The sequence below is a fragment of the Micromonospora sp. CA-244673 genome (assembly GCF_050948395.1).
In the GTDB taxonomy this organism is placed as follows: Bacteria; Actinomycetota; Actinomycetes; order Mycobacteriales; family Micromonosporaceae; genus Micromonospora.
On sequence record NZ_CP192019.1, the window covers coordinates 5,906,380 to 5,929,249 of the forward strand.

Genomic DNA, 22,870 nt, shown 5'->3' on the forward strand with positions numbered 1-22,870 from the left:
CTGCGAACGCTTACGGCGCGAGCCATTCTGCCCCGAGTGCGCACTCATGAGAGGTCCACGCAGACGTTGGTGAGTTCGGAGTAGAAGTCGAGCGAGTGCACCCCGCCCTCCCGGCCGATGCCGGAGGCCTTCACCCCGCCGAACGGGGTGCGCAGGTCGCGCAGGAACCAGGTGTTCACCCAGACGATGCCGGTGTCCAGTCGGGACCCGGCCCGGTGCGCCCGCCCCACGTCCCGGGTCCAGACCGTCGCCGCCAGGCCGTAGTCGGTGCCGTTGGCCAGGGCGTACGCCTCGTCCTCGTCGTCGAACGGCGCGACGTGCACCACCGGGCCGAAGATCTCCTCGGTGTTGGTGCGGGCGTCCGGGCCCAGCCCGGTGAGCACCGTCGGCTGCACGTACGCGCCGCCGTCACGGGCGTCTCCGAAGCGCGGCGTCCCGCCCCCGACACGCACCTCGGCGCCCTCGGTGCGGGCCAGGTCGTAGTGGCCGAGCACCTTGTCCCGGTGGGCGTGCGAGATCAGCGGCATGTTCACGGTCGCCTCGTCGGCCGGCCAGCCGTACGCCAGCTCGTCGGCGCGCTTGGCCAGCCGGGCGGTGAACTCCTCGAAGACCGGCCGCTGCACGTAGATCCGCTCGGTGCAGAGGCAGACCTGGCCGCCGTTGGTGAAGCTGGACCGGACCGAGCCGGCGACCGCCGCGTCCAGGTCGGCGTCGGCGAAGACCAGGCCGGCGTTCTTGCCGCCCAGTTCGAAGCTGACCGCCTTCACCCCGTCGGCGGCGGCCCGCATGATGGCGCTGCCGGTGGCCGACTCCCCGGTGAAGGTGATCGCGTCGACACCCGGGTGCCGGGTGAGGTGCTCGCCGGCCGAGCCGGGGCCGAAGCCGTGCACCAGGTTGAACACGCCCGCGGGCACGCCCGCCGCGTCCATCACCTCGGCGAGCAGGGTCGCCGACGCCGGGGTCTCCTCGCTGGGCTTGACCACCACGGCGTTGCCGCAGGCCAGGGCCGGGGCGACCTTCCAGGTGAGCAGCAGCAGCGGCAGGTTCCAGGGCACGATGATCGCGACCACGCCGACCGGCTTGCGGACCGCGTAGTTCAGCGCCCGACCGCCCGTCGGGGTGACCGTGGTGAACGACTCGGTCGGCGCGGTCGCCACGATCTCGGCGAACGCCCGGAAGTTGGCCGCACCGCGCGGGATGTCCAGCGTGCGGGCCTGGGAGATGGCCTTGCCGGTGTCGGCGACCTCGGCGGCGACCAGGTCGTCGAAGCGGCGTTCCAGCTCGTCGGCGACCCGGCGGAGCACCTCGGCGCGCTCCCGCTCCCCCATCCGGCCCCACGGGCCACGCAGCGCCGCCCGGGCGGCGGTCACCGCGTCGTCCACCACGGACTCACCGGCCTCGACCACCTCGAAGACTGGTTCGCCGGTCACCGGGCTGCGCTTGGTGAACCGCGGCCCGGCGTCGGTGAAGGAACCGCCGACGAAGTTGCGCAGCAGGCCGGGGCCGTCCGGCGCGTGCCCGGCCATCAGCCGGGGATCCCAGAGGGTCATCCTCGCCTCCCTCGGCCGAGCGCCACGGCCACGCCGGCCAGAGCCGCCACCGCGCCGGCGGCCACCGCGCCCACCACCCGGTACTGGCGGCGCACCCGGCGGCGCACCTCGGCGTACGGGGTGGTGGAGAACGAGACCAGCTCGTACTGCGAGACGTAGCGGCCGGGCAGGGCGCGCTCCAGCGCGTGCTCGATCTTCTTGCGGGTCTGGAACACCGGCGAGGCGACCTTGTCCCGCATCTCCACGAAGTTGGTCAGCGCCATCCGGGCGATCGCCTCGGCGTTGGCCTGCCGGCGGTGCTGGAACAGCGGCAGCGCCGACGCCCACTGGTCGCCGCACTCGTCCAGGCAGCGGTCCAGCTCGACCACGTCCTCGAAGGCGCAGTTCGCGCCCTGGCCGTAGAACGGGACGATGGCGTGCGCCGCGTCGCCGAGCAGGCCGACCCTGCCGGCCACCTGCCACGGGGTGCAGCGGACCGTGCCGAGCACCCCGACGGGGTTGTGCTGGTAGTCGTCCACCAGGTTCGGGGCGAGCGGCACGAGGTCCGGGTAGTGGGTGGCGAAGTACGTCTCGATGGCGGCCGGGCTGCCCAGCGAGGCGAAGCTCTGCGTGCCGTGGGTCGGCCAGAACAGCGTGCAGGTGAAGGAGCGGTCCGGGTTGGGCAGCGCGATCATCATCGAGGTGCCGCGCGGCCAGATGTGCAGCGCGCCCGGGTCCAGGGCGAACTCGCCGCCGATCGGCGGGATGGTGAGTTCCTTGTAGCCGTAGTCGAGGAAGTCGAGGCTCTCGCTCACCGCCCCGTACGCCAGCAGTTGCCCGCGCACCGCGGAGCCGGCGCCGTCCGCGCCGAGCACCACCGAGGCGGTCTCGCCGACCTTGCCCTGCGGGGTCTCGAAGGTCATCTCGCCGGTGACCGGGTCGAGCCCGACGAGCCGGTGGTCGAAGGCGATCCGCACGCCGGGCAGCGCGGCGGCGGCGTCGAGCAGCGCGTTGTTCAGCGCGCCCCGGCTGATCGAGTTGATCGCCCGGTCGCCGGAGACGCTGTACGACTGGAACTGCGGCTCACCCTCCACCGGGTGGATCATCCGGCCGCGCATCGGCAGCGCGTCGGCCATGACCTGGCGGTCCAGGCCGATCCGGCGCAGCGCGTCCAGGCCGCGCTCGGAGAGCGCCAGGTTGATCGAGCGGCCCCGCTCGACCTTCCCGGCGCGCGGGTCCGGCCGCCGCTCGTAGAGGGCGACCGGGTAGCCGCGCCGGGCCAGGAAGCAGGCCAGCAGGCAGCCGGCCAGCCCGGCGCCGACGACGGCGATCTCCTCGCGTTCCGTACTCATGAGGCATGCCCGCCTTTCGTTCGCGACTGCGGGGCTCGCAAACCCGGCTCACTCCTCGCGCTCACCGGCACGGTCGCGGCCAGCGCGTCGGCGACCCGCCAGCAGTCGTGGTACGTCGAGTAGAGCGGCACGGGCGCGAAGCGCACGATGTCGGGCTCCCGGGCGTCGGCGATCACGCCGTGCTCGTGCCGCAGCCGCTTGGTCAGCTCGTTGGCGCTGCCCGTGCCGATCCGCACGGAGAGCTGGCAGCCGCGGCGGGCCGGGTCGCGCGGGGTGACCACGGTCAGCGGCCGGTCGGCGGTCACCTCGTCGAGCAGCCGCTCCAGGTAGCCGGTGAGCCGGAGGCTGCGCTCGCGCAGCGCGGGCATGCCGACCGAGTCGAACAGCTCCAGCGAGGTGCGCACCGGGCCCATCGCGAAGATCGGCGGGTTGGAGATCTGCCACGCCTCGACGGTGGCCGGCGGCCGGGACACCGGGGTCATCTCGAACCGGGTGGCCGCCTCGGTGCTCCACCAGCCCTCGAAGCGCGGCAGCTCGGGGTCGCCGAGGTGGCGCTCGTGGACGAAGACGCCGCCCAGCGCGCCGGGCCCGGAGTTCAGGTACTTGTAGGAGCACCAGGCGGCGAAGTCGACGTCCCAGTCGTGCAGGGCGAGGGGCACGTTGCCCGCCGCGTGCGCCAGGTCCCAGCCGACCACCGCGCCGGCGGCCCGCCCGGCGGCGGTGATCGCCGGGATGTCCATGAGCTCGCCGGTCAGGTAGTTGACCCCGCCGAGCAGCAGCAGCGCGACGGTGTGCCCCTCGGCGGCCAGGAAGTCCAGGACGTCCTGGGTCCGCAGGGTGTCCTCGCCGGGGCGCGGCGCGAGCCGGACGACGGCGGTGTCCGGGTCGAGGCCGTGGAAGCGCGCCTGGCTGCGCACCGCGTAGCTGTCCGAGGGGAAGGCACTGTCCTCGATGACGATCCGGGTCCGCTCGCCCGCCGGCCGGTAGAAGCTCACCATGAGCAGGTGCAGGTTGACCGTGAGGGAGTTCATCACCACGGTCTCCGCGGGGCGGGCGCCGACCAGTCGCGCGGCCGGCGCGGTCAGGAGTTCGTGGTACGGCAGCCAGGGCCGCTCCGCCTCCAGGTGCCCCTCCACGCCCAGCCGCCGCCAGGCGTCCAGGTCGGCGAGGAGTTCCTCCCGGGTGGCCCGGGGCTGCAGGCCCAGCGAGTTGCCGGCCAGGTACGCCACCTCGGGATAGCGACCGCCCTCGGCCGGCGGCACGAGGAACAGGTGCCGGTGGCCGGGGTCGGCGGCGTCGCGGGCGCGCGCGCCTTCTTCAGGGGTGTGCATGCTGCTCTCTCCGGTCACATCACGGTACGGGCCGACCACAGCTCCGGGAAGACCACCCGGGCCATGCTCCGCTGCAACCAGGCCAGCCCGGCGGAACCGCCGCTGCCGACCTTGGCGCCCATCGAGCGCTGCACCGCCTTGATGTGGTGCCAGCGCCAGTCGCCGAACCCTTCGGCCACCTCGGTCAGCGCCTCGCCGAGCAGGCGCAGGTGGTTGTCGGGGCCACCGTCGGCGTAGATCCGCACCCAGGCCGCCTCGACGGCGGGGTGCGACTCGTGCTCGGTCGCCACGTCCCGCTCCAGCAGGTCGGCGGGCAGCTCGAAGCCGCGCCGGGCGAGCAGCGCCACCACGTCGTCCCAGAGGCTCGGCGTGGCCAGCGCCGCGGTCAGCTCGGCGTGCACCTCGGTCTGCCGGCGGAACGGGCGGATCAGCGCCGGGTCGCGCAGGCCGAGCAGGAACTCCAGCTGGCGGTACATGGCCGACTGGAAGCCGGAGCCCTCGCCGAGCCGGTCGCGGAAGCGGTTGAAGTCGGCCGGGGTCATCCAGCGCAGCCCCTGCCAGGCGGCGTTGAGCCCCTCCAGGTGCAGGGCGGCGCGGCGCAGCGGGGGCAGCGCGTCCCAGATCCGGTTGGCCCGCAGCTCGCGCTGGGCGTGCCGCAGCTCGTGGCAGGTCAGCCCGAAGTACAGCTCCATGATCTGGCTGACCATGAGGAAGGACATCTCGCCCGGATCGTCGCTGAGCGGCTGCTGAAGCTGGTGCAGCGTGCTCGCGTGCACATACGCGTCGTAGGGCACCCGGTCGGCGAACTCCAGGGTGGGTTTGCCACCGTTGCGCGCCGCCCGGGCCGCCCGCTGCTGCGGGGTGGCCGGCCGCACCGCCGTCGTCTGTTCCACCGTCATCTCCCTTCGTACGCCGGGGTAGACGACATGATGCCGCTGGTTGATCCGCAGATGGAATGCCTGTTCGACGGCGCTACGGTGGTCTCACCTGTCGCGCCGAAGGCGTCTTCGGCCCTCGACTTCACGGAAGAAAGGTCACCGCGTGGACGACATGGACTGGGCGCTGCTGCGCGAACTCCAGGCCGACGCCCGACTCTCGTACAGCGAGCTGTCCCGCCGGGTGCACCTGTCCCCGCCCGCCGTGGCCGAGCGGGTACGGCGGCTGGAGGAGTCCGGGGTGATCACCGGCTACCACGCCCACGTGGACCTGACCCGGGCCGGCCGGACCGTGCTCGCGCTGATCCGGATGTCCTGCTACGGGTCCCGCTGCATCCTGAACGACCCCGCCGTGGCGGACTGGCCGGAGATCATGGAGATCCACCGGATCACCGGCGACGCGTGCAGCATGCTCAAGGTGGCGGCCGGCACCATGGGCGAGTTCGAGGGGGTCATCGACCGGCTCGCCCCGTACGGCCAGCCGTCCAGCACCATGGTGCTCTCCACCCCGCTGGACTGGCACCCGGTCACCCCGCTCCCGCCGCCCGGCGCGTCCCCTACCGGCCGGCGCCGCTGATCCGCCCCGGGTTTGCCCCCAGGTCAGGGGGAATGCATCCCGCGCTGCCCGTCAGCAGGATTCCGGTGCGCCGCACCGGAAGGGGGGAATCATGCGAGGGCTCCTGTCACACCGCGCGCTCTGGGCCGTTCTGGGCCTGCTCGGCCTGGTCGCGGCGTTCGTCCTGACCACCGCCTCTCCGGTCCGCGCCGGGGAGAACGTCTTCGTCGAGGTCACGCCGAACAGCGTCCAGGCCGGCTCCCGGGTGAGCATCCGGGCCAGTTGCGACGACAACAACGACCGGCAGGCCCAGGTCACCTCGGACGCCTTCGGGCGGGTGATGCTCCGGCCGGACAACGGCTTCCTCACCGGAGCGGTCACCATTCCCGGCAACAAGGCGCCCGGTGACTACCCGGTGAACCTGGACTGCTCCAACGGGAAGACCGCCTCCACCATGCTCACCGTGCTGAACATGGCCCAGCCCAGCAAGGGCCCGGCGACCGGCGGCGGGGGCACGGCGGGCGGCCGGGGTCCCGGCTCGCTGCTGCTGGTCGGCGGCCTGGTCGTGGTGGCCGTGGTGGCCGGGGTGGGTGCCCGCCGCAAGACCGGAAGCCGCGTCTGACGAGGTGCGTCCATGGCCCGCTCACCGCGCCGCCACGACCGCACCGGCCGCCGGCCGGACCCGCGCCGGGCCGCCGGCGCCGACCGCCGGGAGACCGAGGACACCGCTCGCGCTCCAGAGGACACCGCTCGCGCTCCAGCGGGCCGCCGGGAGCGCCGGGGCCGGCACCGGGCCGGGTCCCGGTTCGGGGCCGGGCTGCGCCTGGTGTCCCGCGCCTCGCGCCGGTTCGCCCGCGTCGCCGGCCACGCCTTCTCCGCCAGCGTCACCACCGCGGACCCGCAGGCCCGCCCGGTGCCGCCGGCACGACAGGCCGCCGGCCGCTGGCGGTACGCCGCCCAGCGCGGCCCCGGCGCCCCGGTGCTGGTGGTCGCGGCGCTCATGGCGCTGATCGTGGCGATGCTCGGGGTGGAACGGCTGACCGGCATCAGCATGCTGCCGGAGCAGCTCACCGCGGGGCTGCGCCCGCCGCCGAAGAAGTTCCCGGTGCTGTCCGGGAGCCCGCCGACGGACCTCACCATCGGCAAGATCGACCTGCGGGCGCCGGTGCACCGAGTCGGCATCGCCCCGGACGGCAGCATCGCGGTGCCGGACGTCGGCCAGGCCGGCGAGGCCGGCTGGTACGAGCAGGGGCCCACCCCCGGGCAGTACGGCCCGGCCGTCATCGTCGGGCACGTCGACACCACCACCGGGCCGGCGGTCTTCCACGACCTCAAGAACCTCGACGACGGCGACCGGATCGAGGTGACCCGGCAGGACCGCTCGGTGGCCGTCTTCGAGGTGACCTCGATCGAGCGGTACGGCAAGGAGCGGCTGCCCGTGCGGGAGGTCTACGGCGACTTCAGCCGGCCCAACCTGCGGTTGATCACCTGCGGCGGCCGCTGGGTGGGCGGCGAGACCGGGTACGCGGACAACCTGGTGGTCTACGCCTCGCTGGTGAAGGCGCGGTGAGCGCCGCTCAGGCCGCCTCGGGCTCCGGCTCGCGCAGGTCGAGCCAGTCCGCCCAGCGCGGGTCGGGCGCCCGGTGGCCGAGCACCCGCCAGGCCGTGCCCTTCGGGGCCGCCGGCAGGTTGTGCAGCCGCCAGCCCAGCTCGGCCGGCGTCTTGTCGCCCTTGGTGTGGTTGCAGCGGGCGCAGGCGGCGACCACGTTCTCCCAGGCGTGCCGGCCGCCCCGGCTGCGCGGGAAGACGTGGTCGATGGTTTCCGCCGGGCCGCGGCAGTAGGCGCAGCGCCAGCCGTCCCGGGCGAAGATCGCCCGGCGGGAGAGCCCGACGTGGGTGCGGTAGGGGACCCGGACGTAGCGGGTCAGCCGGACCACCGAGGGGACCGGGAGCGCGTTGCGCGCGCTGTGCAGGATGCCCTCGCCGTCGGCCACGCAGACGGCCTTGGCGGAGAGCACGAGGATCGCCGCGCGACGCACCGACACGACACACAGGGGCTCATAGGTGGCGTTGAGAACGAGCGCACCGGAGCCCGCCGCGGGTCGTATGTCAGGCATCGCGCTCACCCTCCCGGTCCAGCCGCTCCGGCCACCATGGCGCCGGGCGCGCCCCGCGGGCAGCGGGGAACGACACCGACGCCGGCCGGATCACCGACGTCCGTTGCGCCAATAGTCCCTGATCGCGCCCCGGATTGCACGCACTAATCCGGGGTACCCTCGTGAAGCTTTTTCCGCCCGTGCCAGGATGACCGGTTCCGCCCGGCATGATCGGTCCGCGGCCCCGTCGGCGGGAGCCTGGCGGGTCGCCAGTCGGCGTCCAGGGGCGTTGCGGTACGAAGGCAGGGTGAGTCCCGCCAACCTGATGTTCCTCGCCGAACCTGTTCTGCCCGATCCCGGTCCGACCCCGAGCCCCGAATGCCTCGACGAGGCACTCTGCCGGGTCGTCTGGAAGACCACCAACTCGGTCTGGTTCGCCGAGGGCAGCTTCTGGATCCTGCTGAAGCCGCTGCGGATCGTGCTGATCCTGCTGCTCGCCGTGGCCGCCCGCTGGGCGCTGCACCGCACCATCAACCGGCTGGTCCGGACCACCACCGAGGGCGCGGTGCCCACCATGCTCCGCCCGCTGCGGGAGCGGATCCCCAGTGCCACGCTCGAACCGGAGCAGTTCGTGCCGGAGCGGCGGCGGCAGCGCGCCGAGGCGATCGGCTCGGTGCTGCGCAGCATGGTCACCGCGTTCATCTTCGGCATCGCCCTGCTCATGGTGCTCAAGGAGTTCAGCTTCGACCTGGCCCCGCTGCTGGCCAGCGCCGGCATCGCCGGTGTGGCCCTCGGCTTCGGCGCGCAGAGCCTGGTCAAGGACCTGATCGCCGGCCTGTTCATGCTGATCGAGGACCAGTACGGCGTCGGGGACACCGTCGACCTGGGTGAGGCGACCGGCGTGGTGGAGGCCGTGGGCCTGCGGGTCACCACGGTCCGGGACGGCCGGGGCGTGCTCTGGTACATCCGCAACGGCGAGATCGTCCGGGTGGGCAACAAGAGCCAGGGCTGGGCCCTGGTCGTGGTCGACCTGCCGATCGGCTTCGCCGGCACCGAGGAGGCCACGGCGGTGCTGCGTACGGCGGCCACCTCGGTGGCGCTGGACCCCGAGCTGGCGCCGCAGATCGTCGAGGAGCCGGAGGTGCTCGGCGTCGAGCAGATGACGGTCGACGGCGCGGTGATCCGTACCGTGGTGAAGACCACCGCGGACGGGCAGTTCGCGGTCGGCCGCGAGCTGCGCCGCCGGCTCGCCGAGGCACTGGAGAACTCGGGCATCACCGCGCGGATCGCGGCGGCCCGGCTCTATGCCGCCCCGCCGACCCGCACCGCTGGCGGCGGCGAGACGGGCACCGGCGGGGCCACCTGACCCGCGTCGCCGGTCGGCTCGACGGGCCGGACGATTTTCGGGGGTCGCGCACCGCGCGGCCCCTCGGGTATCGTCCGTTCGTTCAGTCGGAGATGTGACGATCAATCCGTTCACCCTAGCTAGTTGTCAGACGATCGGGCAGAATCCGGTGAACACGCTCCCCAAAGGAGCGTGCTGGTGTCCTCGCTGATCCGTAGATCTGACGACGGTTTCCAGGTCGCGCCATCACGAGTGGTCGATCCGGAAACGATGGAGGCGACGGTGTCCGACGAGCGACCCGCCCAGGAGGGGCCGGCCACCTTCCGCGACGTGTTCAGCCTCGCGGAGTTCCGTGTCCTCTTCACGGCGAGCGCTCTGTCCTGGATCGGTGACTACGTCGCGAAGGCCGCGGTAACCGTCCTCGTCTACCGGCAGACCGACTCGGTGGCACTGTCCGCCGCCGCGTTCGCGGCCAGCTACCTGCCCTGGCTGGTCGGCGGCCCGCTGCTCTCCGCGCTCGCCGAGCGCTACCGGTACCGGCAGGTCATGGTGGCCTGCGACGTGGTCCGGATGCTCCTGATGGTGCTGGTCGCCCTGCCGGGGATGCCGCCCTGGGCGGTCCTCGCCCTGATCTTCGCGGCCACGCTGGCCAACCCGCCGAGCCAGGCCGCCCGGTCCGCGCTGATGCCGCAGATCCTCGCCGGCGACCGGCTGGTGGTCGGCCTGTCGGTCTCGGTGAGCAGCGGCCAGGCCGCCCAGGTCCTCGGCTACCTGCTCGGCGCGGCGGTGGCCGCGGTCAGCCCGGCCGCCGCGCTGCTGATCAACGCGGCCACCTTCGGCCTCTCCGCGGCGCTGGTCCGCTTCGGCCTGCGGGACCGGCCGCCGGCCATGACCGAGGCGCACCGTAGCCACCTGCTGCGGGAGACCGCGGAGGGGTTCCGGCTCGTCTTCGGCCGCCCGGTGCTGCGGGCCATCGCCGTGCTGGTGTTCAGCGCGATGGTCTTCTCGATCGTCCCCGAAGGGCTCGCCGCGGCCTGGGCCGCCGAGCGGGCCGGGGACGGCATGGACACCGGCACCGCCCAGGCGGTGATCATGGCCGCCAACCCGGTCGGGTACGTGCTCGGCGGGCTCGCCGTCGGGCGGCTCGTCGGCCCGGCCCGCCGGCTGGCCCTGATGCGCCCGCTGGCGGTGATCGCGCCGGCGGTGCTGGTCCCGGCGCTGCTCGACCCGCCGCCGGTCGTGGTGGCGCTCCTCGCCGCCGCGTGCGGTTTCGCGGTGGCGGGGCTCATCCCCGTCGCCAACGGGCTCTTCGTCCAGGCGTTGCCGGAGGGCTACCGGGCCCGCGCGTTCGGCGTGATGGCCAGCGGGACCCAGATCATCCAGGGTGCCGCTGTGCTGGCCACCGGGGCGCTCGCCGAGCGGTTCTCCATTCCCTCCGTGGTCGGCGTGTGGAGCGCCGCCGGCGTGCTGCTCATGGTCCTCGCGGTGCTCACCTGGCCGCGCCCGGCGACCGTACAGGCGGCCGTCGATTCCGCCCGGGCGGAATCCGCCGCCACGGCCGCCCCCGACGGGCGGAGCGGGCACACTCCGGGCCGCGGGGCGGCGGCGGGCGACCGGTCCGGCGAGCGCGGCCGGCGCCGGCACGCGGTGACCTGACTCCCGCCGGCAGGTGGGCGTCGGCCGTCCCCGGGCGGCACCTGGCAGGATGGGCGGCGTGACTTCCCCAGGCGAGTCGATGACCCTCTTCGAGGCGATCGGCGGCGAACCCACCTTCCGCAAGCTGGTGGACGAGTTCTACGCCGGTGTCGCCACCGACCCGCTGCTGCGGCCGATGTACCCGGAGGAGGACCTCGGCCCGGCGGCCGACCGGCTGACCCTCTTCCTCATCCAGTACTGGGGCGGCCCGCACACCTACTCGGAGCAGCGCGGCCACCCGCGGCTGCGGATGCGGCACGCCCCGTTCCGGATCGGCGCCGTCGAGCGGGACGCCTGGCTGCGCCACATGCGCCGGGCGGTCGACCGGCTGGACCTGCCGCCGCAGCTCGCCGCCGCGCTCTGGGACTACCTGGAGCGGGCCGCCTATTTCATGGTGAACGTGATGGAGGACCCGGCGGCCGAGGGCTGACCGGGCGCGGTGGGCGGGCCGTGACGGCCGCCCGGTGCAGTCAGAGCAGGGCGCCCTCGTCGTGCAGCCAGTCGACGAAGGTGGTGGCCACCGCCGCGCCGCAGTCGAGCATCTCGACCAGCAGCGCGTCGTGGGTGCCGGCGCCGAGCGGGACCTGGAGCTCCGCGTAGATGGGCAGCTGGCCGCGCTCGGTCGGGTCGCCGATGTAGGCCTTGCAGAACCGCCGGGTGTGATTCCACTCGTTGACCACCCGGTAGGCGCGGTCGGCCCAGTCCGGCGGGACCGTCGCGTGCGGCCGGGCCCGCATCACCAGGATCTCGTCCTCGGGGCCCTCCAGGGTGACCAGCACCGCGTGCCGCTCCCACATGGCCAGCAGGTTCCCGTCGCCGTCGGCCAGGTAGCGCACGTCGAGCAGGTCGAGCGCGTCGCAGACCCGGCGGAGGGTGACCGGGGCGACGGTTGCCGGCATGTCGGCGATCACGGGCCGCTCGGCGGCCGCCGCGTCGTCCGCCGGCTGACGGGGGGTCGGTGGTCCGACCCGGACGGTGTCATCCACTGTGATCCCGCTTCGAGTTTCCGGGTCGCCGCCTCCGGCGGCACCTGGGCGCCATGACCACCACGGCATCGCTCGCGCACCTCACTCCCCAGCGGATCCAGCCGCCTACGGTGCGTTGGATCCGAGGATGGACGGTACCCGGACAGCCGGCAGGAGGCATCCCCCCAACGGTCGCCCCAAACCGGAAGAATGACCATGGGTCATCCGTTCGGATGAACTCCGATGGGCCTCAGTGCGAGGTCCGCGACCTTCCGCGACCAGGCCGCTCCGTACGGTCCGACGAGGCCGACCCAACGGCCGGCGACACGCACCTGAACGTCGCCGGCGCCGAGGAAGCCCATCCGGACCAGCCCCTGCACCAGCCGTTGCGGCACCTCCACCGGGGCGTCCGGCGCCTCGTCCGGGGTCACCACCACCGCGACGTGGTCCAGCAGCGCGTCCCGCAGCGCCCGCTGGCCCACCGCCCGGCCCGCCACGCCGCGGGTCGCCGCCTCGCGCAGCGTCCCGGCCGCCGCGGCGGCGATCCGCTGGACCTCGGCGGCGGGCAGCGCCTCCACCGCCCGGCTGGCAGCCGGTGGCAGCGGCCAGCGCCACCCGTCGTCCCGGCGCCGGGGCAGCGCGTCGCCACCCGCCGACAGCTCCGCCAGCAGCTCCCCCGCCGCCACCGTGGCGTCGCCCGGCGCCGTGCCGGAGACGGTCCGGACCACGAGCACGTCCCACGGCAGCCGGGCCCACAGGGCGGTGTGCCCGGTTTCCGGCACCGGCCGGAGCCGGACCAGGGTGCCCGGGTCCAGCCGGACGAGGCGGGCCAGGAACGCGCCCGCGTCGGGCACCCCGTCCAGCCCGTGCCGTGCGGCCGGCGTGGTCATGCCGCGAGCCCGGGCGCGTACCGGAGCAGGAAGGCCCGCTCCTCCGGGGAGATCCGGCGGGGCCGCTGCGCGGCCAGGTCGAACGGGACCAGGACCGAGCGGGCCCGGCTGGCCAGCACGTCGCGGTCGTAGAGCTCGTAGGCGACGGTGAACGACGCCGCCCGGATCTCCTCCACCCACAGCTCGATCCGGACCGTGGGGGCCGCCTCCGCGGTGGCCCGGCCCAGCGCGTAGTCGACCGGGCGCAGGTAGTCGACCTCGTGCCGGCGGATGACCACCCCGTCGGCGAACGAGCCCACTCCCCACGCCCGGCCGCCGGCGAACATCATCGCCACCCGGGCCTCCTCGTAGAGCGTGAGGAAGCGCGAGTTGTTGACGTGGCCGTACGCGTCCAGGTCGGACCAGCGCAGCGCGCAGTCGTAGACGAACCGGTCAGTCACGGGTGAGCTTGCGGTACGTCACCCGGTGCGGCCGGGCGGCCTCCGCCCCGAGTCGGTCGATCTTGTTCTTCTCGTACGCCTCGAAGTTGCCCTCGAACCAGAACCACCGCGCCGGGTTCTGGTCGTCACCCTCCCAGGCCAGGATGTGCGTGGCGACCCGGTCGAGGAACATCCGGTCGTGGGAGATGACCACGGCGCAGCCGGGGAACTCCAGCAGCGCGTTCTCCAGGCTGCCGAGCGTCTCGACGTCGAGGTCGTTGGTCGGCTCGTCGAGCAGGATCACATTGCCGCCGATCTTGAGGGTCAGCGCCAGGTTGAGCCGGTTGCGCTCGCCGCCGGAGAGCACCTTGGTCGGCTTCTGCTGGTCCGGACCCTTGAAGCCGAACGCCGCGATGTACGCCCGGGACGGCATCTCGACCTTGCCCACGAGGAGGTGGTCCAGCCCGTCGGAGACCGTCTCCCAGACCGTCTTGTCCCCGGCCAGGCCGGCCCGGCTCTGGTCGACGTACGACAGGGAGACCGTCTCGCCGACCCGGACCGAGCCGCCGGTCGGCTCCTCCAGGCCCACGATGGTCTTGAACAGGGTGGTCTTGCCGACGCCGTTCGGGCCGATCACGCCGACGATGCCGTTGCGCGGCAGCGAGAAGCTGAGGTTGTCGATCAGCACCCGGTCGCCGAACGCCTTGACGAGGTCCTTGGCCTCGATCACGGTGCTGCCCAGGCGCGGGCCCGGCGGGATCTGGATCTCCTCGAAGTCCAGCTTGCGGGTCTGCTCGGCGGCGGTGGCCATCTCCTCGTAGCGGTCGAGGCGGGCCTTGGACTTGGTCTGCCGGGCCTTGGCGTTCGAGCGGACCCATTCGAGCTCGTCGTCGAGGCGCTTCTTCATCTTGGCGTCGCGCCGGCCCTCGACCGCCATGCGGGCGGCCTTCTTCTCCAGGTAGGTGGAGTAGTTGCCCTCGTACGGGTAGGCCCGGCCGCGGTCCAGCTCCAGGATCCAGTTGGCCACGTTGTCGAGGAAGTACCGGTCGTGGGTGATGGCGATCACCGTGCCGGCGTACTTGGCCAGGTGCTGCTCCAGCCACTGCACGCTCTCCGCGTCCAGGTGGTTGGTGGGCTCGTCGAGCAGCAGCAGGTCCGGCGCCTCCAGCAGGAGCTTGCACAGCGCCACCCGGCGGCGCTCACCGCCGGAGAGCTGGATCACGTCGGCGTCCGGCGGGGGGCAGCGCAGCGCGTCCATGGCCAGTTCGAGCTTGGAGTCGACGTCCCAGGCGTCGGCGTGGTCGAGCTCCTCCTGGAGCTTGCCCATCTCCTCCATCAGCTCGTCGGTGTAGTCGGTCGCCATCTGCTCGGCGATCTTGTTGAACCGCTCCAGCTTGGCCTTGGTCTCCGCGACCGCCTCCTCGATGTTGCCGAGGACGGTCTTGGCGTCGTTGAGCGCCGGCTCCTGGGCCAGCATGCCGACGGTGTAGCCGGGCATGAGCCGGGCCTCGCCGTTGCTCGGCTGATCCCAACCTGCCATGATCTTGAGGAGGCTGGACTTACCGGCGCCGTTCGGGCCGACCACACCGATCTTGGCCCCCGGCAGGAAGTTCAGCGTCACGTTGTCGAGCACGACCTTGTCGCCGTGCGCCTTGCGCGCCTTTTCCAGGACGTAGATGAACTGGGCCACGGTGCGGGCTACCTCCGTCGGTTGCGATCGCGAGCTGCGGGCGCGGGCGCGGGCTTCGAGGTCCGCCCGCCGCCGCCGGCCGGGCCGGCCGCGCGCACGCCATCGTCAATCCTGACAGGTACGGCCCGCTCCGCCCACATCGCCCCGCCCCCGAGGACGCCGCGCGCCGCCGCTGTCGACAAGATCACGATGTGGGTTCGGCGCTTCCGGGACGGGTAGGGAACTCCGGCACGGGGCAACAGAGGCCGCAGCTACGCTCAGTACGCTCAGCGCGGTGGACCCGTCAGCAACCGGAGGTGGCCGATCGTGACCGTCCGTAGCTCCTTTGTCGTTGTGGCGAACCGACTGCCGGTCGACGAGGTGAGCACACCCGAAGGGCGGCAGTGGCGACGCAGCCCGGGCGGCCTGGTGACCGCGCTGCACCCGGTCCTCGCCGAGCACCAGGGCACCTGGGTGGGCTGGGCCGGCGGCACCGGCGCCGCCCCCGAGCCATTCGACCTGGAGGGGATCCGGCTGCACCCGGTGCCGCTGAGCGCCGAGGAGCTGGAGCGCTACTACGAGGGGCAGTCCAACGCGACGATCTGGCCGCTCTACCACGACGCGGTCGAGACCCCGGCCTACAAGCGGCGCTGGCGCGAGGCGTACCGGTTGGTCAACGCCCGGTTCGCGGAGGCCGCGGCGGACGTGGCGGCCGAGGGCGCCACGGTCTGGGTGCAGGACTACCAGCTCCAGCTCGTGCCGGCGATGCTCCGCGAGCTGCGGCCGGACCTGCGGATCGGGTTCTTCCTGCACATCCCGTTCCCGCCGATCGAGCTGTTCATGCAGATGCCGTTCCGCACCGAGATCCTGCGCGGGCTGCTCGGCGCCGACCTGGTCGGCTTCCAGCAGCGGTTGGCGGCGCAGAACTTCGTCCGGCTGGCCCGCCACCTGCTCGGCCTCCGCTACGAGGGGCAGATGATCCAGGTCGACGGCCGGCAGGTGAAGGCCGGGGCGTTCCCCATCTCGATCGACACCCGCGAGATGGAGCGGCTGGCCGAGGACCCGGCGATCCAGGCCCGGGCCAAGCAGATCCGCGAGGAGCTGGGCAACCCGAAGACGATCATCCTGGGCGTCGACCGGCTCGACTACACCAAGGGCATCGAGCTCCGGCTGAAGGCCTTCCGCGAACTCCTCGCTGACGGAAAGTTGACAGTCCCCGACGCGGTCATGGTGCAGGTCGCCACCCCGAGCCGCGAGCGGGTGGAGCACTACCAGGCACTTCGGGTGAAGGTCGAGCGCGAGGTCGGCCGGATTAATGGCGAATTCGGACGGGTCGGCGTGCCGGCGGTGCATTATCTGCATCAGTCGTACAGTCGCTCCGAACTTGCCGCGATGTACGTCGCGGCAGACGTGATGATGGTGACCCCGCTGCGAGACGGAATGAATCTGGTGGCCAAGGAGTACGTCGCATCGCGCGCCGACCAGGGCGGCGCGCTCGTGCTCAGTGAGTTCGCCGGCGCCGCCACCGAGCTGCGCCAGGCCTTCCTGTGCAACCCGCACGACCCCGACGCGGTCAAGGACGCGCTGCTGCGCGCCGTGCACGTCGAGAAACCCGAGGCCCGCCGCCGGATGCGGATAATGCAACGCCACCTGCGCAGCCACGACGTCGGCCACTGGGCCAAGTCCTTCCTGACCGAACTCGGCGTGCCCGATGCGGAGGCTGCGTGAGCCCGAACGCCACCACCACTCCGCCCGGCGGGGTGATGGATCCCGAGCTGCGCGCCGCCATCGGCCGGATCGCCCGGGTCCCCCAGCTCCTGGTCGCCTGCGACTACGACGGCACCCTCGCGCCGATCGTCGAGGACCCGAGCAAGGCCGTGCCGCTGCCCGAGTCGGTGGCCGCGGTCCGTGCCCTCGCGTCCCTGCCGCAGACCAGCGTCGCGGTGGTCTCCGGCCGCGCGCTGCGCGACCTGGCCACGCTCTCCCGGCTGCCCAGCGAGGTGCACCTGGTCGGCAGCCACGGCTCCGAGTTCGACATCGGCTTCGTGGAGCGGCTCACCCCGGAGCTGATCGCGGTCCGGCACCGGCTCCGCAACGAGCTGCGCGAGATCGCCGCGGCCCACCCGGGCATCCGCCTGGAACGCAAGCCGGCCAGCGTCGCCGTGCACACCCGCGGGGTCGACCCGCAGATCGCGGCCGCGGCCATCGACGCGGTCCGCAGCGGCCCCGCCACCTGGGAGGACGTCACCGTCACCCAGGGCAAGGAGGTCATCGAGCTGTCGGTGGTGGCGACCCACAAGGGCACCGCGGTCGACCAGCTCCGCACCCAGCTCGCGGCCAGCGCGGTGCTGTTCATCGGCGACGACGTCACCGACGAGAACGCCTTCGGCAACCTGCACGGGCCGGACGTCGGCATCAAGATCGGTCCGGGTGACACCCGGGCCGACTACCGGGTGGCCGAGCCGATCGAGGCGGCGCGGGCGCTGGGCCTGCTGCTGGAGACCCGGCGGCACTGGCTGTTCGGCGAGCGGGCGGTGCCGATCGAGCGGCACTCGATGCTGGCCAACGGCCGTACCGTCGCGCTGCTCACCCCCGAAGCCAAGATCACCTGGCTGTGCCACCCGAAGCCGGACTCGGCGGCGATCTTCGCCGACCTCGTCGGCGGCAGCCCGGCCGGGCACTTCACGGTCGGCCCGCAGCGGGGCGGCATCCCGCTGGGCCAGCGCTACCGCAGCAACACCATGACCGTGGAGACCCGCTGGTCCGGCCTCACCGTGACCGACTGGCTGGACCTGCCGGCGAAGGAGACCACGCCGGACGGCCCGGTGGTCGTCACCGGCGACTCGACCCTGGTCCGGGTGCTCAGCGGCACCGGGCGGGCCCGGATCGAGTTCGCCCCGCGCCCCGAGTTCGGCCAGGTGGCCGTGCAGCTCCAGCCGCTGGACGACGGGCTGCTGGTGCTCGGCTCCAACGAGCCGGTGGCCCTCTACTCGCCGGGCGTCGAGTGGGAGGTCACCAGCGACGCCGGCTACGAGACCGCCAAGGCCGTGGTGGACCTGTCGGCCGCCGGCGGCCAGGTGGTGCTGGAGCTGCGCTTCGGCACGCAGAGCCTGGAACACCACCGGGTGCCGATCCACGAGCGGCAGGCCGCCGCCGAGCAGCCCTGGAAGGACTGGGTGGCCTCGCTGCGGCTGCCCGCCAGCGCCCGGGACCTGGTGGCCCGCAGCGCGCTCACCCTGCGCGGGCTCTGCCACGAGCCGACCGGCTCGATCCTCGCCGCGGCGACCACCTCGCTCCCCGAGGAGCTGGGCGGCGTCCGCAACTGGGACTACCGCTACTGCTGGCTGCGGGACGCCGCCATGTCCGCCCGCGCGCTGGTCGACCTCGGCTCCACCGAGGAGGCCGAGGGCCTGCTGCGCTGGGTCGACGGCGTCATCGACCGCACCGGCGGGCACCCGGAACGGCTGCACCCGCTCTACACGGTCGACGGCTACGAGCTGGGCGCCGAGGCGGTCATCGACACCCTGCCCGGCTACGCCGGCTCCCGGCCGGTCCGGGTCGGCAACCTCGCCAACCACCAGCTCCAGCTCGACGTCTTCGGCCCGGTCGCCGACCTGATCGCCGCGGTGGCCGACGCCCGGGGCTCGGTGCGCGACGACGAGTGGCGGGTGCTGGAGAACATGGTCGAGGCGGTCCGCCGCCGCTGGCACGAGCCCGACCACGGCATCTGGGAGGCCCGCCTCCCGCCCCGGCACCACGTCTTCTCCAAGGTCATGCTCTGGATGACCGTCGACCGGGCGCTGCACGTGGTGCGGCAGCACGGCGGCGAGGACCGGCCGGAGTGGGTCGAGCTGCGCGACCGGATCGCCGACAACGTGCTGGAGCACGGCTGGCACCCGGAGGCGGAGGCCTACAGCGTCGCCTACGGCTACGAGGAGATGGACGCCTCGTCGCTCTGGATCGGCATCTCGGGGCTGCTCGCCGGGGACGACCCGCGCTTCCTGTCCACGGTGCTGAAGATCGAGGCGGAGCTGCGCAGCGGCCCGGTCGTCTACCGCTACCACTGGGACGACGGTCTGCCCGGCCGGGAGGGCGGCTTCCACATCTGCACGGCGTGGCTCATCGAGGCGTACCTGCGCACCGGCCGGCGGACCGACGCGGAGGAGCTGTTCGTCCAGATGGTCGACACGGCCGGGCCGACCGGGCTGCTCCCCGAGCAGTACGACCCGCTCGCCGAGCGCGGGCTGGGCAACCACCCGCAGGCGTACAGCCACCTCGGGCTGATCCGTTGCGCGCTGTTGCTGGACAACATGCTCAAGCAGTGACTTGACCGGCCACGACGGCGGCCCGGGACCGACTGGTCCCGGGCCGCCTGCCTGCCGGTGGATCAGGCGTCGAGGGTCCCGACCACGTCCCCCACCACGACGATGGCGGGTGGGCGGAGACCCGCGGACTCGACGTCGGCGGCGACCGCGCCGAGGGTCGAGCGGAGCGCCCGCTGGCCGCTGGTGGTGCCCTCCTGGATCACCGCGGCCGGGGTGTTCGCCGGCCGGCCGTGCGCCACGAGGGTGGCGCTGATCGCCGCGAGGTTCCGCAGGCCCATGAGGATCACCAGCGTGCCCCGCAGGCCGGCGAGCGACTCCCACCGGACCAGGGAGTCGGGCGAGTCGGGCGCGACGTGCCCGGAGACGACGGTGAACTCGTGCGCCACCGCGCGGTGGGTGACCGGCACCCCGGCCGCGGCGGGCACCGAGATCGCGCTGGTCACCCCGGGCACCACGGTCACCGGCACCCCCGCCTCGGCGCAGGCCAGCAGCTCCTCGCCGCCCCGGCCGAAGACGTACGGGTCGCCGCCCTTGAGCCGGACCACGACCTTCCCGGCCCGGGCGCGGTCGACCAGGATCCGGTTGATCTCCTCCTGGGCCCGGGCCGGCCCGTACGGGATCTTGGAGGCGTCGACCAGCTCGACGTCGGCACGCAGCTCGTCGAGGAGCAGACCGGGGACGAGCCGGTCGGCGACCACCACGTCGGCCTCGGTGAGCAACCGCCAGCCCTTCACGGTGATCAGCTCGGGGTCGCCCGGCCCCGCGCCCACCAGCGCCACCCGCCCCACCGACGGCGTGACCGCGGCGGCCTCGGACCCGCCGGCGCCCGGCTCGGCCGGCCGAGCCGGCGCGGCAGCGGCGCCCAGCTCAGCGGTCGGCTGCCCGGCGCGGGCGGCCAGCAGTTCGCGGACCGCGTCGCGGACGCTCATGGCGCGGCGGGGGTCGCCCCCGCCCAGCACGGCCACGGTGACCGGGCCGTGCCGGGTCACCGCCGGGGTCCACGCCGTGGCGGCGGCCCGATCGTCGGCGCGGACGCAGAAGACGCGGCGCTCGGCGGCGGCGGCGCTCACCGCGGCCGCGGCGACCCGGTCGTCCACGGCGACCTGGACCAGCCAGGCGCCGTCCAGGTCGCCGGGGGCGAACCGGCGCGGCTCCCAACGCAGCCGGCCGGCGTCCACGTGCGCCCGCAGCGCCGGGGTCAGCTCCGGCGCCACCAGCAGGACGTCCGCGCCGGCGTCGAGCAGCGCGGGCACCCGCCGGGTGGCCACCGCTCCCCCGCCGACCACGACCACCCGCCGGCCGGCCAGCCGCAACCCGAGGGGGTACGGGTTGCCGCTCACGTGACCGCCTCCCCGCCGGACCGGGCCGGCCGCGCCACCGGCCCGGCACCGCCGCGACGCGGCACGCTGAGCCCTCCTGCCGGGGCACCGCGACGCGGCACGCTGAGCGGTCCCGTCGGCGCACCGCGATGCGGCACGCTGGCCCGCGGGCTGCGCTCGCTCACTTCTCGGCCACTCCCGCCGAGTCGAAGGTGGCGACCTCGTGCAGCACCCGGACGGCGCCGATGACGACGGGGAGCGCGAGCAGCGCCCCGGTGCCCTCGCCGAGCCGCAGCCCGAGGTCGATCAGCGGGTCCAGGCCGAGGTGCCGCAGCGCGGCCGTGGCGCCCGGCTCGGCCGAGCGGTGCCCGGCGACCATGGCCCCGACGGCGTCCGGCGCGAACGCGGCGGCCGCCAGGGCGGCGCTGACCGCGATGACGCCGTCCAGCAGCACCGGCACCCGGCGCGCGGCGGCGCCGAGGACCAGCCCGGCCAGCGCGGCGTGCTCCAGGCCGCCGACCGTGCCCAGCACCCCGAGCGGGTCGGCCGGGTCGGGCGCGTGCCGGTCCAGCGCGGCCCGCACCACGCCGACCTTGCGGGCGTACGTCTCGTCGTCCACCCCGGTGCCCCGCCCGGTCGCCGCCGCCGGGTCCACCCCGGTGAACGCGGCGATCAGCGCGGCGGCCGGGGTGGTGTTGCCGATGCCCATGTCACCGGTGAGCAGGATGCCCGCCCCGGCGTCGACAAGTTCCCCGGCGACCCGGATGCCGGTCTCCACGGCCGCGCGCGCCTCGTCGCGGGTGAGCGCGGCGGTGACCGTCAGGTCCCGGGTGCCGGGCCGCACGTTCGCCGCGATCAGGCGGGGGCCGGCGGGGTCGGCGGCGGGGTCGGCCGGGAGCGGGGTGGCCACGCCGACGTCCACCACGGTGACCGAGGCGCCGGCCTGCCGGGCGAACGCGTTGACCACCGCGCCGCCGGCCAGGAAGTTGCCGATCATCTGGGCGGTGACCTCCTGCGGCCACGGGGTGACGCCCTGGGCGTGCACGCCGTGGTCGCCCGCGAAGATCGCCACCGCGGCCGGCTCGGGCAGCGGCGGCGGGCAGGTCCCGGCGAGGCCGGCGAGGCGTACGGAGAGCGGCTCCAGGGCGCCGAGCGAACCGGCGGGCTTGGTCAGCCGGCCCTGGAGGTCGCGGGCCGCCGCCATGGCGGCCTCGTCGAGCGGCCGGATCGCCGCGACGGTGGACTCCAACATCATGCCTCCAGGATCTCCGCCAGCACGTCCGTGAAGGCGTCGGTCGTCGCCGGATCGCGCACCGCGATCCGCAGCCAGTCCGGGCCCAGCCCGGGGAAGGTGTCGCCGCGGCGCACGGCCCAGCCACGCTCGCGCAGCCGCTCACGGACCTCGGCGGCACCGGCCAGGTGGACCAGGACGAAGGCGCTGGCGGGGCGGCCGACGACGCGTACCCCCGGCAGGCCGGACAGGCGGGCCACCAGGTGGTCGCGGTCGGCGGCGAGCCCGGCGGCGATTTCGCGCTCGGCCGCGGCGGCGGCGGGGGACGCGCAGGCGGTCGCGGCGGCGAGCGCCGGGGTGGAGACCGCCCAGAGCGGCTGGGCGGCGGCGAGCCGGGCGAGCAGCGCGGGGTCGCCGAGCAGGTAGCCGATGCGCAGCCCGGCCAGTCCCCAGGTCTTGGTGAGGCTGCGGACCACCAGGAGGCCGGGCAGGTCGCGGCGGGCGGCGAGCGACTCGGGCTCGCCCTCGACGCCGGGGGCCGCGGTGGTGTCGGCGAACGCCTCGTCGACCACCAGCACCCGGCCGGGGCGGGCCAGCGCGGCGAGCGCCCCGGCGGGGTGCAGCACGGAGGTGGGGTTGGTGGGGTTGCCGACCAGCACCAGGTCGGCGTCGGCGGGCACCCGGGCCGGGTCCAGCCGGAAGTCGTCGCCCGCGTCGAGCAGCACCCGTTCGACGGTGTGGCCGGCGGCCCGCAGGGCGGCCTCCGGCTCGGTGAACTGCGGGTGCACCACCACCGGCCGCCGGGCCTCGCGCAGCGCCCGGGCGATCAGCACGAAACCCTCGGCGGCGCCGGCGGTGAGGAGTACCTCCTCCGGGGGACGCCCGTGCCGGGCGGCGACGGCGGCCCGGGCGGGGCCGGGATCCGGGTACGCGGCCAGCGCGCCCATCGCGGCGACCAGCGGGTCGGCCAGCCACTCCGGCATGGGGGCGCGGCGGACATTGACCGCCAGGTCCACCAGACCCGGCGTGGCCTCGGCGTCCCCGTGGTGGCCGAGGTCGGGCTCGGCCGCCGCGGCGGCGGTCCCGATCAGCTGAGCACGCATGTCCGCGATCCTGCCGGGAAGCCGCCGCCCGGGACAGCGCATCCCGGCGTGGGCCGCGTCACCACCGCTGAACCCCCTCGCCCGTTTATGAATTCTTCTCATTTCCGAAT

General features: G+C 74.0%; 20 protein-coding genes. 8 read left to right on the forward strand and 12 right to left on the reverse strand.

The annotated features are described in order from the left end of the window. Positions 1-44: 44 nt before the first annotated feature. Genes ACQP12_RS27035 through ACQP12_RS27050 form a run of 4 tightly spaced genes read right to left on the reverse strand, consistent with a single transcriptional unit; the run spans position 45 to position 5,111 of the window. The gene (locus tag ACQP12_RS27035) at positions 45-1,526 is read right to left on the reverse strand and encodes a 2-hydroxymuconic semialdehyde dehydrogenase (RefSeq protein ID WP_433289471.1); all 1,482 of its coding nucleotides are present in this window, start codon (positions 1,524-1,526) and stop codon (positions 45-47) included. 20 nt (positions 1,527-1,546) lie between these two features. After that, positions 1,547-2,881, reverse strand: coding sequence for an FAD-dependent oxidoreductase (locus tag ACQP12_RS27040; RefSeq protein WP_357941131.1), 1,335 nt, complete (start codon positions 2,879-2,881; stop codon positions 1,547-1,549). Continuing rightward, positions 2,878-4,212, reverse strand: coding sequence for a kynureninase (gene kynU, locus ACQP12_RS27045; RefSeq protein WP_433282999.1), 1,335 nt, complete (start codon positions 4,210-4,212; stop codon positions 2,878-2,880). The genes ACQP12_RS27040 and kynU overlap by 4 nt, the downstream gene beginning before the upstream one ends. A gap of 14 nt (positions 4,213-4,226) precedes the next feature. Then, positions 4,227-5,111, reverse strand: coding sequence for a tryptophan 2,3-dioxygenase (locus ACQP12_RS27050; RefSeq protein ID WP_433283002.1), 885 nt, complete (start codon positions 5,109-5,111; stop codon positions 4,227-4,229). 142 nt (positions 5,112-5,253) lie between these two features. Between ACQP12_RS27050 and ACQP12_RS27055 the strand changes: the two genes are divergently transcribed. From ACQP12_RS27055 to ACQP12_RS27065, 3 genes are all read left to right on the forward strand, one after another. Next, positions 5,254-5,724, forward strand: coding sequence for an Lrp/AsnC family transcriptional regulator (locus ACQP12_RS27055; RefSeq protein WP_357941137.1), 471 nt, complete (start codon positions 5,254-5,256; stop codon positions 5,722-5,724). A 91-nt stretch (positions 5,725-5,815) separates the two neighbouring features. Next, positions 5,816-6,325, forward strand: coding sequence for a hypothetical protein (locus tag ACQP12_RS27060; RefSeq protein ID WP_357941139.1), 510 nt, complete (start codon positions 5,816-5,818; stop codon positions 6,323-6,325). Positions 6,326-6,337: 12 nt separating this feature from the next. Next, on the forward strand, positions 6,338-7,273 hold the full coding sequence (locus ACQP12_RS27065; protein WP_433283005.1) for a class F sortase: 936 nt from the start codon (positions 6,338-6,340) through the stop codon (positions 7,271-7,273). A gap of 7 nt (positions 7,274-7,280) precedes the next feature. On the opposite strand, the gene ACQP12_RS27070 is transcribed toward ACQP12_RS27065, so the two are convergent. Then, a complete protein-coding gene (locus ACQP12_RS27070; RefSeq protein ID WP_355060238.1) occupies positions 7,281-7,820 on the reverse strand; it encodes an HNH endonuclease in 540 nt (179 codons plus the stop codon). Positions 7,821-8,007: 187 nt separating this feature from the next. Between ACQP12_RS27070 and ACQP12_RS27075 the strand changes: the two genes are divergently transcribed. The 3 genes from ACQP12_RS27075 to ACQP12_RS27085 all read left to right on the forward strand — a co-directional run bounded on the left by ACQP12_RS27075 (position 8,008) and on the right by ACQP12_RS27085 (position 11,269). Next, complete coding sequence (locus ACQP12_RS27075) at positions 8,008-9,165, forward strand: mechanosensitive ion channel family protein (protein ID WP_433283007.1); 1,158 nt, start codon at positions 8,008-8,010, stop codon at positions 9,163-9,165. A gap of 249 nt (positions 9,166-9,414) precedes the next feature. Further along, positions 9,415-10,800, forward strand: a complete 1,386-nt coding sequence (locus tag ACQP12_RS27080) for an MFS transporter (protein WP_433283009.1) — start codon at positions 9,415-9,417, stop codon at positions 10,798-10,800. 79 nt (positions 10,801-10,879) lie between these two features. Continuing rightward, positions 10,880-11,269 (forward strand): globin, encoded by a 390-nt coding sequence (locus ACQP12_RS27085; protein ID WP_189197914.1) that lies wholly within the window; start codon positions 10,880-10,882, stop codon positions 11,267-11,269. A gap of 40 nt (positions 11,270-11,309) precedes the next feature. Here the strand turns inward: ACQP12_RS27085 and ACQP12_RS27090 are convergent, their stop codons facing one another. The 4 genes from ACQP12_RS27090 to ettA form a co-directional block, all read right to left on the reverse strand. Further along, positions 11,310-11,894, reverse strand: a complete 585-nt coding sequence (locus ACQP12_RS27090; protein ID WP_357941148.1) for a YbjN domain-containing protein — start codon at positions 11,892-11,894, stop codon at positions 11,310-11,312. A 131-nt stretch (positions 11,895-12,025) separates the two neighbouring features. Then, on the reverse strand, positions 12,026-12,694 hold the full coding sequence (locus ACQP12_RS27095; protein WP_433283012.1) for a hypothetical protein: 669 nt from the start codon (positions 12,692-12,694) through the stop codon (positions 12,026-12,028). Beyond that, positions 12,691-13,134 (reverse strand): acyl-CoA thioesterase, encoded by a 444-nt coding sequence (locus ACQP12_RS27100; protein ID WP_433283014.1) that lies wholly within the window; start codon positions 13,132-13,134, stop codon positions 12,691-12,693. The genes ACQP12_RS27095 and ACQP12_RS27100 overlap by 4 nt, the downstream gene beginning before the upstream one ends. Then, positions 13,127-14,803, reverse strand: coding sequence for an energy-dependent translational throttle protein EttA (gene ettA, locus ACQP12_RS27105; RefSeq protein ID WP_357941154.1), 1,677 nt, complete (start codon positions 14,801-14,803; stop codon positions 13,127-13,129). The genes ACQP12_RS27100 and ettA overlap by 8 nt, the downstream gene beginning before the upstream one ends. A 306-nt stretch (positions 14,804-15,109) precedes the next feature. Here ettA and ACQP12_RS27110 point away from each other — a divergent pair, with 306 nt between their 5' ends. Continuing rightward, entirely contained in the window at positions 15,110-16,510 is a 1,401-nt protein-coding gene (locus ACQP12_RS27110; RefSeq protein ID WP_091269672.1) for an alpha,alpha-trehalose-phosphate synthase (UDP-forming), read from the forward strand. Between the two features lie 35 nt (positions 16,511-16,545). Continuing rightward, positions 16,546-19,107 (forward strand): trehalose-phosphatase, encoded by a 2,562-nt coding sequence (gene otsB / locus ACQP12_RS27115; RefSeq protein ID WP_433289473.1) that lies wholly within the window; start codon positions 16,546-16,548, stop codon positions 19,105-19,107. A gap of 62 nt (positions 19,108-19,169) precedes the next feature. On the opposite strand, the gene cobA is transcribed toward otsB, so the two are convergent. From cobA to cobC, 3 genes are all read right to left on the reverse strand, one after another. Further along, positions 19,170-20,447, reverse strand: coding sequence for a uroporphyrinogen-III C-methyltransferase (gene cobA, locus ACQP12_RS27120; protein ID WP_433283017.1), 1,278 nt, complete (start codon positions 20,445-20,447; stop codon positions 19,170-19,172). A 160-nt stretch (positions 20,448-20,607) separates the two neighbouring features. Beyond that, on the reverse strand, positions 20,608-21,678 hold the full coding sequence (gene cobT / locus ACQP12_RS27125) for a nicotinate-nucleotide--dimethylbenzimidazole phosphoribosyltransferase (protein ID WP_433289475.1): 1,071 nt from the start codon (positions 21,676-21,678) through the stop codon (positions 20,608-20,610). Then, positions 21,678-22,760: an Rv2231c family pyridoxal phosphate-dependent protein CobC gene (cobC, locus tag ACQP12_RS27130; RefSeq protein WP_433283019.1), complete on the reverse strand. Its 1,083-nt coding sequence runs from the start codon at positions 22,758-22,760 to the stop codon at positions 21,678-21,680. The genes cobT and cobC overlap by 1 nt, the downstream gene beginning before the upstream one ends. Positions 22,761-22,870 lie beyond the last annotated feature (110 nt).